Source organism: Virgibacillus necropolis, from assembly GCF_044793635.1.
Classification (GTDB): Bacteria; Bacillota; Bacilli; order Bacillales; family Amphibacillaceae; genus Virgibacillus_F; species Virgibacillus_F necropolis_A.
Genome location: NZ_CP084992.1, coordinates 1810360 through 1825131 on the forward strand (window position 1 = coordinate 1810360; position 14772 = coordinate 1825131).

Below are 14772 nucleotides of genomic sequence, written 5' to 3' on the forward strand. Positions count from 1 at the left end.
AAGCTTTTCACTCATTATTTTGACTGAACTGCCGTGATTAATGCCAAGTTATAGACATCATCGGAGCTGCACCCGCGTGATAGATCATTGACGGGTTGATTTAGACCTTGTAACACCGGGCCGACTGCTTCAAATTCGCCAAGTCGCTGTGCTATTTTGTAGCCAATATTGCCAGCCTCCAGACTTGGGAAAATAAAGACATTCGCATCTCCTTTTAGCGGTGAATCTGGAGCCTTTTTCTCGGCAACGCTTGGTACAAAAGCAGCATCGAATTGAAATTCACCATCTATTAAAAGCGCAGGGCTTTTTTCCTTAGCAAGTTTCAGCGCTTCTGCAACCCGCTCTGTTTCATCTGATTTAGCCGATCCTTTTGTTGAAAAGCTTAGCATTGCCACGCGTGGATCTACCCCAAACAATCCAGCAGTTACAGCACTTTCCACTGCGATTTCTGCAAGATCCTGACTATCTGGTGCAATGTTGATCGCACAGTCAGCAAACACATATTTTTCATCACCGCGAACCATGATAAATACGCCAGAAGTTTTTTTAATTCCTTCTTTTGTTTTAATAATCTGCAGTGCTGGACGAACTGTTTCCGCGGTAGAATGGGTTGCCCCACTTACTAGTCCATCTGCTTGATTCATATACACAAGCATCGTCCCGAAATAATTTTCATCCAGCAAAATTTGTCGAGCATCCTCGGATGTTACCTTACCTTTCCGACGTTCAACAAACGTTTCGACCATTAATTCAAATTCCTCGAATTCACTCGGATCCATGATTTTACATGATGAAACGTCAACGCCAATTTCTTCAGCACGTTGCTTAATTTTACTTTTTTCGCCAATTAAAATTGGTGTCAAAATGCCTGCTGCTCCTAGTTGGCTTGTTGCTGTTAAAATTCGTTCGTCCGTTCCTTCTGGAAAAACAATAAATCTATTTGAACCTTCCAATTTTGCTTTTAATTCGTCAAAAAAATCACTCATGACCAAGCACCTCCACGTCCTATTTATTCCTACTATTATATGATAATGCAACTATGGATACATGAAAAGCAACTCACTTATCTTTGAATTGCCTAATTCTAACCCTTTGTCCATGATTAATATTCCCTCAATATGGTATAGTAAATCCATAAGATGATAATTTTTTACACATAAGGGAGCGATATATAATGGCAGCAGCAGAAGCAGTAGAAACCATGGATGGCTGGTATTGCCTGCACGATTTACGTAGCATTGATTGGGCGTCTTGGAAAATGGTTTCAAGCGAGGTGCGACAAGCAGCAATAGACGAATTACATACCCTTTTAGCAAAATGGGATGCTGTTGAAGAGGCTAAAGAAGGCAGTCATGTTGTATATACAGTTGTTGGTCAAAAGGCAGATATCATGATGATGATCCTGCGTCCAACAATGGATGAGTTAAACGAGGTGGAAACAGCATTTAACAAAACAAAGTTCGCTGATTTCCTGTTACCATCCTATTCATATGTATCAGTTGTCGAGCTTTCAAAATATTTCCCACAGAAAAAAGATGTGGATCCTGAAACATTGCCAGAAACGCAAGCACGTTTAAAACCAATTTTACCGAAATGGGATTACATTTCATTTTACCCAATGAACAAGCGTCGTGCTGGCGAAGAAAACTGGTACTCTCTAGATTTTAAAAACCGTGCGAAGTTATTATATGAACACAGCAAAACTGGTCGTAGTTATGCTGGTCGTATCAAGCAAATCATTACAGGCTCATTCGGATTTGATGATTGGGAATGGGGCGTAACTCTATTTGCACACGACGCAATAGAGCTAAAACGCATTGTATATGAAATGCGCTTTGACGAAGTTAGCGCCAAGTATGGTGAGTTCGGCGAATTTTTCGTTGGAAACCACCTACCAAATGAAAAAATTGCAGCATTTCTTCAAGTATAATAGTAGACGCACCAGCATGATTCATGCTGGTGCGTTTTTTTGTGTTTATAGACTTTATCACGACCGGGAACTGGGTGCTGGTTTTGAATCGATTTTGAATCGGCGGTTATATTTTGATATTAGCCGATATATTTGGATAATGGCAGTTATATTTTTATATTGGCTGTTATATTTTAAAAACGGCTGATATATTTGTAGATTGGCGGAAATAGCTGTGAATCGGCGGATAAACTGTCTTTCTTCTAATGGTTTTATTATGCATTCACAGTTCTCTCTGCTAACCACGGCTCCTAGAAGCTGCCGTCATAAGCAATGAACACTCCGAGCACTAAGATGGTGTGCTCTACGGTCCCTTGCTTACGCATTTCACCGCTGAGCAAGCCCGCTACGCTTTTCTCTTTGTCTAGCTGCGGCTCCTAGCGACTAGCAGATAGTTGGTCCTGTTGAACGTACGGAAAGACCACCGTACTTTTCACATGCCCATCTATCTGTACGTCGCTGAACAGTCGCCTCCGCTTTTCTCTTCTGTCACACTGCCTAGGTTCTAACATAGAATATCCTGCATATAAATAAATTAGTATTTGGAAAAGAGGTGGCCCTAATGCCGAGAATTAACCCTACTGAAAAGGGTGTGGCACTTCTTGCGAGATTAATGCGTGCCGAGGCTGAGGGTGATGGAAAGTTAGGAATGCTGATGGTTGGCAATGTTGGGGTAAATCGAGTCGTTTCAAACTGTTTAGATTTCACCCAATTGAGAACAGTTCGGGATATGGTATTCCAAAGTCCAGGTGGTTTTGAAGCTACGATTCACGGATACTTTTATCAACGTGCGCGAGAAAAGGATAAAAGTCTTGCACGAAAGACAATAAAAGGTGGCCGTTACCATCCTGCTTCGTATGCACTTTGGTTTTTTGCGCCTCAAGGGAATTGCCCTGCACAGTGGTATGGCCAAAGGCTTGTTGGGCGCTATAAATCACATTGTTTTTTTGCGCCGGACTCATCAGAATGTCCGAGAGTTTACTAATTTCAATTAATTACCAGGAGGTTTTTTTATGAATGAAAATGAAAATCAATATCCGTACTATTACTACCCACAAGCATCTCCAGCATACTATCCAGGATACGATTATCGTCAAATGCAAATGATGCCCCAGCAACAACAACAGCAACCACCGCAACCGCAACAAGATCAAACAATGCTTCCAGATATGGAACAATCCTACATTGAAAACATTTTGCGATTAAATATAGGTAAAGTAGCAACTGTTTATATGACTTTTGAAAACAATGCAAAATGGAATGCTAAGATTTTCAAAGGAGAAATTCTAGCGGCAGGAAGAGATCATATCATTTTAAAAGATTTGGAAACGGATAAAAGATACCTATTATTGATGTTATACTTGGACTACATCACATTCGATGGGGAAATAAACTATACCTATCCATATGGACCTTAATAATTTAATAACATTAAGGTAAGATACCTACTCCTAAACTATCAGTAAAGGATGACCCATACGGAATCGATCCACGCATTGCACAGTGGGATCTTTATCCTTATATGTGTCATCCTTCTTTTATTTTAATCTCTATAGGGGGATCACAATGAGACATCCATATGAAAAGTTCGTACGATTAGAATTAATTATACTTATTTTAGCTGTACTAGTCGGGGTTCTCGTACTAATCAAAGGGTTTATCTTTTTAGCGATTCTGTTAATCTACTTGATTGCATGTGGTTTATGCTGTGAAGCAATGATTGAATTTCATACACACAATCAAAATAAAGCTTTCAAACATTTTTTGCAGGCTTTATTACTTTTTGTATTTACAACCTATATCATATTCCACTTATAAATACTTCGAGACTGCATAACCGAGCAGAATCCAACCTGCTAGGAAAGCTACTCCACCAACTGGCGTTATCATCGCGAATGTTTTAATTCCAGTTGTTGAATAAATGTACAGGCTTCCTGAAAATAATAAAATTCCTATAAAAAACAACCACCCTGCCCAAAGCATTCCTCCACTTTGGAATTTCAATAGTAATAACCCAGTTACAAAAAGTGCCATTGTATGGAACATTTGATAGGTTACAGCTTTCTCCCATGTTGCTATCGCTTTTTCTGATATTTTACCTTCTAAGCCATGAGCACCAAATGCTCCTAGCGCTACTGCTATAAACCCGTTTATTACACCGAGAATTAGAAATAATTTCATCATTACACCTCTTTTATCTTATTAAAAGTCTAAAATAGACTTCCCATTTGCGTCGTCTTTTTCCACTTCTGATTCCTGTTTACTATTAGTTTTCACAGAGCTACTACTACCAAGCATTGCCTTCATTTCTTCACTGGAAATATCCATTGAATTTGTAGACTTTTTCACTAGCTCATCTTGTTCTCCGTCTATCAGTAGATCACTTAAAAGTCGTACATTTTCAATATGCTTTACCATTTGGCGTTGATTGTTTTGATATGATTGAGCCTGTTGTAACTCATGCATCATTTTTTTTAGTATCGTTTCATTCGGAATCGCCATCTTAACCACTCCCTTACATAAATTCCATGTCCTAGTATAACATGTGATACGTACATTATTTATTACGAAAGGCTGTTTTCGTAAAGATTATTGCTTTTGAGAAAATAGATATAAACTACAACATAACTGCTGGTTGATTTCCGCTGCGGGGTCTTCAGACTCGTGCTGTTCCCGTAGGAGTCAACGGTCCGCAGCGAAAATCAACTGCCATAATAATGAAAGGGGCTATATAGTACTGCTTCCAGACACTAGGTTAGCGAAGGAAAAACACGTAGACTCCTGCGGGAAAGCGAAGTGATGAGACCCCGCAGTGAGCGTTCTTTGCGATCGAGGAGGCTCAGCGCAAGCCCGCGGAAAGCGTAGTGTATTTCCGAAGCGGTATGCTATGACACATTTCATATCAACTATGAAGATGAAAATGCAACAATTCGTATAAAAAGAGCCTTACGATAAAATGAAATGTTAGAAAAAAATCGGCATTCGCCTCGATTCTAACAAAATTTTTCTTAGCAGTTAAGAAAGAAATCCTTTCTTACTGCATAAGTGCAACTAAGGCTTTCGCCATTAAGGCTTGGCGATAAGCCAAGTTTTCTTATAATGGCATTTCCTCAAAACATCTATACTTTCCCTAAGTATAAATAAGCCTTGGATAGAGCTCCAAGGCTTTTATCATTTGATTATCCAATTTTTATGCATTTATTCGATCTTTCAGTTCTTCTAGATAGCGCTCATACACCCATTGCAAAAACTCAATCTCCTGTTTTTGCAAATGACGTCCAAGCTTCTCTTCGGTATCCTGTTCTAATACATTCAAAAAGCCCTCCACGCTATAATTCCCCCTAATAAACCGTTAAAAAAGTATCATCTTTTCTAATTGTACATGGAAACTAAAAAGGAATCAATATAAAAATTAATAATTTGCTAAATATACAGAAAACAATCAAAATCGACATAATTCATTAGCTTGTATGGGAATAATTCATCACTTTATATGCTTTATTTAGTCGATCTTTATAGGCAATATGTTCCCGTGTGAATTTCGTTGGACTATCAATACCTGCAACTGCCGCCATATCAAATACTCCTTCACGTAAAGCTATCAGGTAATTACAAACGCGATATTTTTTCTCTTCGATGCTTAATGCTTTTTGCAAATCAGGATCTGTAGTTGCAACACCCACTGGACAATTATTTGTGTGGCAAACCTGTGCCATGATACAGCCAACAGATAACATAAATCCTCGTGCAATGTTAATCATATCTGCCCCCAGAGAAAGTGCCATCGCAATTTTATCTGGAGTTATTAATTGACCTGACGCTATAATTTTTGTGCGATCACGCAACCCATATTTTTTTAGTAAATCATCAAGTAAAGGTAATGCTGCATATGTAGGTAACCCAACTGATTCTGCTAATTCATAATAGGTTGCACCGGAACCACCATTACCACCATCAACTGTTATGAAATCTGGTACAATATCTAGTTCCTTCATCGCTTTTACATAGGTTTCCACTTGCGCTTCGTCACCAACAACAATTTTAGTTCCAACAGGTTTCCCACCGATATCACGCATTTTATCAACAAACTCTAGTAATCCTTCTGCATTATTAAATTCATGGAAACGGTTTGGACTGTTAATTGTTTTCCAAGGTTCGACATTACGAATTTCGGCAATTTCTTCCGTTACCTTCTTACCTTCTACATGTCCTCCTCGTTGTTTTGCCCCTTGAGCAAGCTTGAGTTCAAATGCTTTTATTTGATCGATATCGCTTTTCTTTTTAAAAAGTTCCCACGAAAACTCGCCATCTGTTGTACGAACGCCAAATAAACCGGCACTGATTTGCATGATAAGATCGACATCACCTTTTTGATGGTAAGGAGAAATGCTTCCCTCACCTGTATTCATCCACGTACCACCAGCCATACCGAGCCCTTTCGAAAGAGCCGTTATCGCGTTATCCCCTAGTGAACCAAAACTCATTGCGGATTGGCCAATAAATCCTTTAACTTTAAAAGGACTCCGAACAGTATCCTTACCAAGAACGATCGCATCATCATCCGTTAAATAAAATGGATCCAGTGTGTCTTCGTCATGGTGTTCTTTTCTATTAAATAGTTTTTCATTATCGATTTGATATAACCTAGTCCTGATCTTCGGTTCCTGATCTATCTTCATTTCCTCCCGTTGACTAGGAAACAAGTTGTTTACAATATAAAAACCCTCTTCATTAAAATCACGTTCTGAACCATACCCTATCATTCTATTATTATATTTTGCTGCTTTGTATACGAATTCGAATTCTCTACGATTGAAAGGTTTTCCTTCATTATCATTGTTGAAAAGATATTGTCGTAGCTCCGGACCTATTTTTTCTGTAAAATACCGGATCTTCCCTAATACAGGATAGTTCCTAAGAATAGAGTGCTCCTGTTGTTTTGTATCAAGGGCGTACACGCGCATGAAAATAAACAATGGTACAAGAACAATCAATGCTACAATTACAATTAACGCGATCAATAAACCTGTTGTCATCTAATTTCTCCCCTTTTTTTATCTTTTTTTCTAAATAACATATGGTAGATAAACGATTATGATAATAAATACCCAGATGACATCCACAAAGTGCCAGTAATACTGAAAGATGCGTTGCTTTTCAATATATAAACCATAAGGCATATTCATTCTTCTATATTGTATAAGAAGGAGAACCATCCAACAAGCGCCGAACGTTACGTGTGCTGCGTGAAGGCCTACAAGCACATAAAATGATGACATAAATACGTTTGCTGTTAAACCATTGCCCTCCATAGTATATTTATAGAATTCATGGATTTCTAGACCTAAAAAAGTTAGACCGAACAACAAAGTTAGGACGAGGCCAGTCACAATTTTTATTCCCTGACGCTTATCTAATCCTATTTCAGCGATCAATAATGTGCCACTGCTAGAAAGCAAAAAGACGGATGATAACACAAGACTTTTCACTTCAAACAATTCATTGGGCTTCGGATAAGTTGGAGGTGGCGTAAATATCAAATATGTCGCAAAGAGTGTTCCAAACATGACACTTTCCACAAATAAATAGATAAAAAATCCAAGTCGCTTATCTTTAAATAATGCTTCCTGATAATTATTCATTGGATTCAGCCTCCTCCCGGTAATCCTTTTTACGTTCATCAGTTACTGAGCGAATGATGAATAATACAAATGTACTTAAGCCTCCAAGAACCGCCATCCAATACCATGAATAAATCATACCAATACTCATGATCGACAAGGAGACAGCTATTAATAATGGCTTAATCGTTTCCACAGCTATCGGAGCTGGCCGATTATTTGTCGTAGTCTCTAAATTTCGTCCTTCAACCTTTGCATACCAATAAGGATCCATCTCTTTAACTATTGGCATCGGTTCAAAGGTATGTTCCTGTGATGGTGATTCCACCGTCCATTCAAGTGTACGCCCGTCCCATGGGTCATTACCGACTTTTTCCCCATATTTATGTGTTTTATAGACATTCCACGCAACAAATAACATACTACTACCCATAATAAAAGCACCAATCGTACTTGTTAGATTTAATACGAATAGCGAATCACCATAACTATAAGTGTACACACGGCGCGGCATCCCTTGAAGACCTGTAATATGCATTGGTAAAAAGGTCATATGGAAGCCAATTAGAAATAACCAAAAGTGCCATTTTCCAAGCGTCTCATCCAAAACCTTTCCAGTAAATTTAGGATACCAATAATATAATCCTGCAAAAATACCTAAGATTGTTGATCCAATAATCGTGTAATGGAAATGGGCCACAACAAAATGGGTATCATGATACTGGAAGTTAGCGGCAGCGACAGACAGCATTACTCCTGTCACACCACCCATTACAAATGTTGGGATGAATCCAAGCGAAAACAACATTGGAGTTGTCATTCGAATTACTCCTCCGCGCATCGTAAACAACCAGTTAAATATTTTGATTCCGGTTGGAACTGCAATCAGCATGGTGGTGATCGCAAAGAACGTATTTGCCATCGGGCCAAGTCCTACGGTAAACATGTGGTGTGCCCAAACCATAAATCCCAGAAACCCAATTAACGCCAATGAGAGCACCATTGCTGGATATCCGAATATACTTTTTTTCGAGAAAGTCGAGATGATATCTGAAAAGATACCAAACGCAGGTAATGCCAGAATATATACCTCCGGATGCCCAAATATCCAAAATAGATGCTGCCAAAATACTGGATTACCAACCTCCCCAGAAAAGAAGCCAGTGCCAAACATACGATCAAACATTAGCAAGTATAATCCCATTGATAGAACGGGGAACGCAACCAAAATTAAAAACGATGTAATTAGTGCAGACCATGGAAAAAGTGGCATTTTGGTCAGCTTCATGCCTGGTGCACGATGCCGAATGATCGTTACTATCATATTGATCGCTGTAAAAATTGTCCCCAGACCAGAAACTTGTAAACTAAAAACGTAGTAATCGTTTCCAACATCAGGAGTAAACGTATCAGTCGATAATGGCGCATAGCCGGTCCAACCAGCATTTGGTGCACTATTAAAGAAAAATGACATGTTAAATAAAATCGCGCCTGCTAAAAAAAGCCAGAAGCTAACTGCGTTCAAAAACGGGAATGCCAAATCACGTGCACCTATTTGAAGTGGAACTGCAATGTTCATCAACCCGATTAATAAAGGCATCGCTACAAAAAAGATCATCATGGTACCATGCGTGGTAAATAACTCATTATATTTATCTTGTTGGAACACCCAAAATTCGGCGTGGGGCTGCGCCAACTGCAGTCTAATTAACAAGGCATCTACTCCTGCACGCAGAAAGAATAACACACCAAACAACACGTACAGCGTTCCGATCTTACGATGATTCGTTGTACGCATATAACTCCATATAAGTGGCAGCTTTTGTTTTTTCAAAACGTATATTGTCATAAAAATTCCTAATATAATGGTAAAAGCCCATGCTGCCACAACATCTGAAGGGATAAACATGGTATCTCCGAAAAATGGTATCGTCATTAATTACACCCTCTACCTATAAGATTCGATTTGGTTTATTTTCCCAACCATTCCTCATAGTCTGCGATTGACACGACTTCAGTTGTAAACTGCATTTTGGTGTGCTGGACCCCACAGAACTCTGCGCATTGCCCTTCATAAGTACCTTCTTCAGGATTAACAATTTTGTATATCAATTCTTTACCAGGTAACACATCAGTTTTACCTGCGAGCTTCGGAATCCAAAATGAGTGAATAACATCCTTAGACTTCAAATGGAAAACAATAGTATTATTAGCAGGAATGATCAGTTTGTTTGTCGTTTCTTTTCCATTTTCATAACTGAAAGTCCAAAAATACTGCTGTCCCGTCACATTAACATGTACCGCCGATTGTTCAGTTTCCTCAGAAGACGAAAGGATAGGTGATTGATTATATGTAATGGCTACAGTCGGCACTGCAAGAACTGCCAGTAATAAAACAGCTAATGTAGTCCAAGTAATTTCAAGCTTTTTATTTCCTTTCACATCTTTAGGAAGCGTATCTTTATTCAGACTAGTTTCTCTGTACTTCCACACAAATCTCGCAAACAAAACAAATACAATCAGCAACACAACCATCATGAGACCAAAACTAAACCAAATCAAAAAAGCCTGGTCTTGTCCTGTTTCACTTTTTGCGTTTAATACGGTTATATCGCAACCTGCCAAAAGTAAAAATAGCGGGATTGTTAGTAGTTTTTTCATAGAAACAATCAGCCTCTTTCAAAATGATAGTAATAAACTTATTACCGATAAGCAGTAGTATTAAACATGGCGACTTGTATCCGCCATTCGAAAATTCCAGATCTAAACCCGACCACTTTAATGCACAACAAAAAAACAAGACTGCCCTTTACTAATAGGACAGTCTTGCATCTTATTCTTCCAGCTTTAATTTCGATTCTAACTCTGTAATTCTCGCTCGTAATTCATTGACGTCTTCCTTCGTGGCTATACCTAAATCATTCGCCATTGCCTGCGTTTGTTCATATTGTTTTGTACTCCACTCATCTTTCGTTGTTTGGCCTTTATCGAGGAAGTTTTGCATAACGGTTCTAGCTTGATCACGTGTTAATTCGTTCTTATCCACTAATTCCTTAAGCTTATTATCCAGCTTTTCCTTACTGCTAACTGCTGCACCCAAGCCTAATAAAAAACCTTTTTTCAAAAAATCACTCATCATCATGACCTCCTATTTCTTAATCCTATCATTCGGTAATGCTTTATTAAAAGAATAACTAATGTAATCGAAAATACACCAGTTATTAGATACCCAATAATCCCATAGACGTAGACACCAGCATACATTCCCCCTGCTATCATGATAAAACTAATTAACTCTACAAATAAATAAAAATGGTGATACAACTGTGTTTGTTGTTTTTCTTTCTCCCATTGCCTATTCTTTTCCCCATTTTCCAGCCAACCTAACATAGCCTTCGGAAAGGATAGAATTGGTTTTGCTGCATCTTTAGCAACTTGTTTATAGATGGAATCGGTGAAACCTTTCCCGCCAATCCACTGTTTAATTTTAGGTTTTGCCCATTTCTCAATATCTACATCTGGATAAAGACTGATTAATAAACCGAAAACTATCGAAATTGCTCTTCCCAAGTAAGCATAATCTGCTGATAGTTGGATTGGTTGATCTTTGATAAATAAACGAATATCGTCCTTTATCGTATCCATTGTATGTGTGTCCATTTTCGTAAATGATCCATTTTGGTACATGGCAATTGTTTCTTTGATCATTTTCTTAAGCTTACCACGATTAGCGTTCGGTAAGACAAAATTCATATCGTCCAGGGTTTGTACCACTTTATCATAATCATCCATAATTAGCCCTTGGATTATCTGTTTAAAATAATGTGTATCCTGTTTCCGCACTTCACCAACCATTCCAAAATCAATAATCACAATCGTGCCATCCTGTTGAATCAACAAATTTCCTGCATGCGGATCAGCATGAAAATTACCATCATGTAAAAACTGATCCAAGTAAACGTCAAATAGTTCTTTAGCCGTTTGCTGAATATTAATGTTGTGTTTATTCATGTAAGAGAGATCGGTTATTTTCGCACCGTACATCCATTCCATAACCAGTACCTCTTTTGTACAAAGTTGTTCCATATATTCTGGTATATAAATAGCTGTATTCGATTTATAACGTTCTTTAAAATAGTTACCAAATGCTAGTTCCTGTTCAAAGTCCAACTCTCGATTCATGACATATATTAACTCACGGTATAATGCATTTAAATCTGCTTTTTTCCCAAAATTGGTTAGAACTTTCATCATCCAGAATACAATTTTCATTGCGGTGAAGTCCATATGAAAGATATCACGGACACGATACCGCTGAACCTTTATCGCAACCTCTTTCCCGTTCTTTAACTTCCCTTTATAAACTTGTCCGATCGAAGCTGCTGCCACAGGCTTATCTTGCACTTCCAATAGATGGTCATATATATCCCCACCCCACTCTTTTTCCATTAATGATTTTGCATAAGAAAAAGAAGAAGGAGATACACGGTCTACAAGTCCCGCCAATTCCTGTATAAAAACATCAGGCATAAAGTCTGCACGTGTACTTAAAAACTGCCCTACTTTTATTAGTACACCACCCAGTTTAACAGCAGTTTTTCGATACTCTCTAGCCTGCTTCTTTAATAGGTTATTCCATTTTTGCCTAGTTCGATCATCCCAAATACGATGTCTTATATGGAATAAGGAAGCTTGACAAATAAATTTAAATATCATCCAGACAATGACCGAACATCGATATACAACATTGAATTTCATTCCGTTTTCCACATACAACACCTCGCCATACTTTACCCTTAAAGTATATGTATTTAAACAAGGAAAATTCCCTTAAAACATGAACAATGTGAACTGTTGTAGGAAAGATTAGACTTTTTGCCTATGATTTTGCGAGATATGTCGAAAGAATAGTCCGAATTAACTATTCATAATTTTTTGAAAATAAACACCTATTCGTTTATACTAGTACATATGGCGCGTTTCACAGGAGTTCAAAAAAATTCGGGAGGTTCTTTATGAAGAAATTGGTAGCGTTAACATCTACATTAGGTTTAGCATTATCGTTAGTTTTACCTAGTGCATCTTTTGCAGCAAATACAGAGAACAATGTGAAGAATGACACCATAGAAAATTGGGATGCAGAAAGATATGGTGATGTAAAAGACATCACTTCTGAACTAAATAAATTATCAAAAGATGAGGACTTCCAAGAAGAAGCACAGGAAAAAATTAGAGAAGCTGCGGAAGGGTTAGAAGCAAGCGAAACGGATGGCGCATCTACCGCATCAAACGATCAGCAATTCACCTTTGATGGCGGTACGAAGCAATTTCTTGATAGAAATTTAGCGTTTCAGGAATATACCTTAAGAAGTGTGGGAGAAAACGTGGAAATCTGGGTTGCAAATGACTTAGGCTTCCCTGAGGGAGATCCACGCCCTGATCAGGTTGTCACCCAAGAACAAGTGGACAAGCTAGCTGCTGAGTTTGATTCAAATATTTATCCAACGGTAACAAATTTCTTTGGTACTCCTGATTCTCTTACAGGTAGCAATGCTGTTTTGGAAGATATAGGCGCTGTACCTGAAGGATATTATGAAAATGGTAACGACAAAATAATGCTATTAGTGAGTAACATTCCAGACGAAAATTACACTGATCCAACTTACCCATTTTTCGTTGCTGGATTCTTCTGGCAAACTCTTGAAATGTACACAGACAGAAATATTATTTCAATTGATTCAAACAACTGGGAGGAACGTCTGGAAAGTACGTTCTACGGTACAACTATTCATGAAATGCAGCATTTAATTCATGCTGATAATGATAGTGATGAAACTTCATGGTTAAATGAAGGATTCTCAGGCTTTGCTGAGTACCTAGGTGGCTATGGTCATCCATATGGACATATTAACTTTTTCTTAGACCATCCAGAAAACTCATTAGTAAACTGGGATGAGCACGTAGACGCTGAAACAGGTCCAGAAACACTTGCAGATTACGGAGTGTCGTACTTGTTTACCCTATATAACTATGAACAATTTGGGGAAGACTTCATTCTAGATGTAGCAAAAAGTCCATTAAATACGATAGACAGCTATGAACAAGCGTATAAAGATAACGGTATAAACGAGACTTTCCAAAGTGTCTATGAAAAGTTCGTCGCAGCAGTTTTAATCGATGACCAAGATAATATTAAAGGCAAAAAAGGAATTTATGGATTTGATAGCATTGATTTAAGAGAGGTTCCTGTTGACGATGGAGAAGTTCGTGGTATGACAGTAAACCTTGATAAAGCAAAACTATATGAAAAAGATGGTGTTCCTGCTTGGGGCGCTGATTACCAAGTACTAGACTTCGATAGTAAAATTAAAAACATTACCTTCGATGGTATAGACTTTCTACCAATTCAGTGGGAAACTGTTGCAGACCCTCAAGATGAATCGAATCAAGTCTTCTGGGGTGGTAATAGCTCAGAAGCTGATAACAATTTAATTTTCAAGGCTGATCTAACAGGTACAACGGATCCTACCCTTACCTTTGATCATCTTAAACAAATTGAGGAACAATGGGACTTTGGCGTTGTCCAGGTTTCTACTGACCAGGGTGAAACATGGACAAGCTTAGCTAATGAAAACACTCGCTCCGATGTAGTAGATGCAGGATATCCTACGATTAAGGAAAATCTTCCTGGCTTCACTGGTGTTAGTGAAAACTGGGCGGAAGAAAGCTTCGATTTATCAGCGTATGTAGGACAAGAAGTTTACATTTCCTTCCGTTACCTAACTGACTGGAGCTACCAAGAAGAAGGTTGGTTTGTTGATAATATTGAAATTCCAGAAATTGGACTATCATTTGACGGAACAAGTACGGACAGCTTTGTATCAAAATCAGAACTTCTTCAAAACTATGTAAACTATTCGGTTACATTCGTGAATAAGGATAAACATGATAAATACAAAGTAATGCATATTGATCCATTCAATGTAACCGATAAAGATGCACTGCAATTACGCCAATTGTTTAAGAAAGGTACAAACTATATGACAACTTGGTATGCGGCACCATCTGATCAACGTAACCCTGTACCATTCGAGTACAGCATTGAATTGAAGGATAATAATGGAAATAACGGAAAACATAAAGGCAACAATAAATAATTAACTATTCGCGCCGAATACCTGG

At 38.2% G+C, this 14772-nt stretch carries 15 protein-coding genes; 5 read left to right on the forward strand and 10 right to left on the reverse strand.

The window, feature by feature from the left end; all coding sequences use genetic code 11:
* Positions 1-14 precede the first annotated feature (14 nt).
* Positions 15-986, reverse strand: coding sequence for a phosphate acetyltransferase (gene pta / locus LG329_RS08575; protein WP_404455968.1), 972 nt, complete (start codon positions 984-986; stop codon positions 15-17).
* A gap of 188 nt (positions 987-1174) precedes the next feature.
* Here pta and hemQ point away from each other — a divergent pair, with 188 nt between their 5' ends.
* The 4 genes from hemQ (at position 1175) to LG329_RS08595 (ending at position 3787) form a co-directional block, all read left to right on the forward strand.
* Entirely contained in the window at positions 1175-1930 is a 756-nt protein-coding gene (hemQ, locus tag LG329_RS08580) for a hydrogen peroxide-dependent heme synthase (protein ID WP_404455971.1), read from the forward strand.
* 601 nt (positions 1931-2531) lie between these two features.
* The gene (locus LG329_RS08585; protein ID WP_404455974.1) at positions 2532-2954 is read left to right on the forward strand and encodes a cell wall hydrolase; all 423 of its coding nucleotides are present in this window, start codon (positions 2532-2534) and stop codon (positions 2952-2954) included.
* Between the two features lie 28 nt (positions 2955-2982).
* Positions 2983-3387, forward strand: coding sequence for a spore coat protein GerQ (gene gerQ, locus LG329_RS08590; protein ID WP_404455977.1), 405 nt, complete (start codon positions 2983-2985; stop codon positions 3385-3387).
* A gap of 148 nt (positions 3388-3535) precedes the next feature.
* Positions 3536-3787 (forward strand): hypothetical protein, encoded by a 252-nt coding sequence (locus LG329_RS08595; protein ID WP_404455980.1) that lies wholly within the window; start codon positions 3536-3538, stop codon positions 3785-3787.
* Here LG329_RS08595 and LG329_RS08600 read toward each other — a convergent pair.
* The 9 genes from LG329_RS08600 to LG329_RS08640 form a co-directional block, all read right to left on the reverse strand.
* Positions 3782-4150: a DUF423 domain-containing protein gene (locus LG329_RS08600; RefSeq protein ID WP_404455983.1), complete on the reverse strand. Its 369-nt coding sequence runs from the start codon at positions 4148-4150 to the stop codon at positions 3782-3784. The two genes, LG329_RS08595 and LG329_RS08600, sit on opposite strands and share 6 nt — an antisense overlap.
* 21 nt (positions 4151-4171) lie before the next feature.
* A complete protein-coding gene (locus tag LG329_RS08605; protein WP_404455986.1) occupies positions 4172-4471 on the reverse strand; it encodes a YwdI family protein in 300 nt (99 codons plus the stop codon).
* Between the two features lie 688 nt (positions 4472-5159).
* The gene (locus LG329_RS08610) at positions 5160-5297 is read right to left on the reverse strand and encodes a hypothetical protein (RefSeq protein WP_404455988.1); all 138 of its coding nucleotides are present in this window, start codon (positions 5295-5297) and stop codon (positions 5160-5162) included.
* A gap of 133 nt (positions 5298-5430) precedes the next feature.
* Positions 5431-7005 carry an FMN-binding glutamate synthase family protein gene (locus LG329_RS08615; RefSeq protein WP_404455992.1) on the reverse strand — a complete coding sequence of 525 codons (1575 nt, stop codon included), beginning with the start codon at positions 7003-7005 and terminating at the stop codon, positions 5431-5433.
* A gap of 30 nt (positions 7006-7035) precedes the next feature.
* Positions 7036-7611, reverse strand: a complete 576-nt coding sequence (locus tag LG329_RS08620) for a cytochrome c oxidase subunit 3 (RefSeq protein ID WP_404455995.1) — start codon at positions 7609-7611, stop codon at positions 7036-7038.
* Complete coding sequence (gene ctaD / locus LG329_RS08625; protein ID WP_404455997.1) at positions 7604-9526, reverse strand: cytochrome c oxidase subunit I; 1923 nt, start codon at positions 9524-9526, stop codon at positions 7604-7606. Before ctaD ends, LG329_RS08620 begins: the two co-directional genes overlap by 8 nt.
* 35 nt (positions 9527-9561) lie before the next feature.
* Entirely contained in the window at positions 9562-10251 is a 690-nt protein-coding gene (gene coxB, locus LG329_RS08630; protein WP_404456000.1) for a cytochrome c oxidase subunit II, read from the reverse strand.
* Between the two features lie 172 nt (positions 10252-10423).
* Positions 10424-10726, reverse strand: coding sequence for a phasin family protein (locus LG329_RS08635; protein WP_404456003.1), 303 nt, complete (start codon positions 10724-10726; stop codon positions 10424-10426).
* A gap of 2 nt (positions 10727-10728) precedes the next feature.
* Positions 10729-12348, reverse strand: a complete 1620-nt coding sequence (locus LG329_RS08640) for an ABC1 kinase family protein (protein ID WP_404456006.1) — start codon at positions 12346-12348, stop codon at positions 10729-10731.
* Between the two features lie 257 nt (positions 12349-12605).
* Between LG329_RS08640 and LG329_RS08645 the strand changes: the two genes are divergently transcribed.
* Entirely contained in the window at positions 12606-14747 is a 2142-nt protein-coding gene (locus tag LG329_RS08645) for a choice-of-anchor J domain-containing protein (protein WP_404456009.1), read from the forward strand.
* Positions 14748-14772 lie beyond the last annotated feature (25 nt).